The sequence below is a fragment of the Barnesiella sp. ET7 genome, from assembly GCF_024733785.1.
In the GTDB taxonomy this organism is placed as follows: domain Bacteria; phylum Bacteroidota; class Bacteroidia; order Bacteroidales; family Barnesiellaceae; genus Barnesiella; species Barnesiella merdigallinarum.
Map to the genome: position 1 here is coordinate 1 of NZ_JANRHM010000088.1, position 362 is coordinate 362.

At 49.7% G+C, this 362-nt stretch carries 1 protein-coding gene; it reads right to left on the reverse strand.

All coding sequences use genetic code 11. From position 1 onward, the window contains the following. Window positions 1–362, reverse strand: a 362-nt coding sequence (locus tag NW211_RS14045; protein ID WP_258328296.1) for a sigma 54-interacting transcriptional regulator, incomplete at both ends; no start/stop codon positions are given.

The window sequence follows — 362 nt, forward strand, 5'->3', positions numbered from 1 at the left end:
ATGTGATGTTCAAATCCGCATAGTCGATGAGCGTATCTTTGGCCATCAATACTGCCCGTCTAATCTTGTTCTGCAACTCCCTGATGTTACCTGACCAGGAGTGTAAGAGCAACAACCGTTCCGCTTCAGCCGTGAAGCCCGTTATTTTCCTATGAAGCTCCGCAGAATATTTTTCTCGGAAGAAGTTGGCAAGCGGGAGTATATCTTCGGGGCACTCGCATAGTGATGGTTGGTGTATTTCAAACTCACCTAAACGGTGATAAAGGTCCTCACGGAAACGACCGTCAGCAATAGCCTTCTCCATATTCTCGTTGGTGGCGGCAACGATACGCACATCCGCCACACGCTCCCTGCTTGAGCCG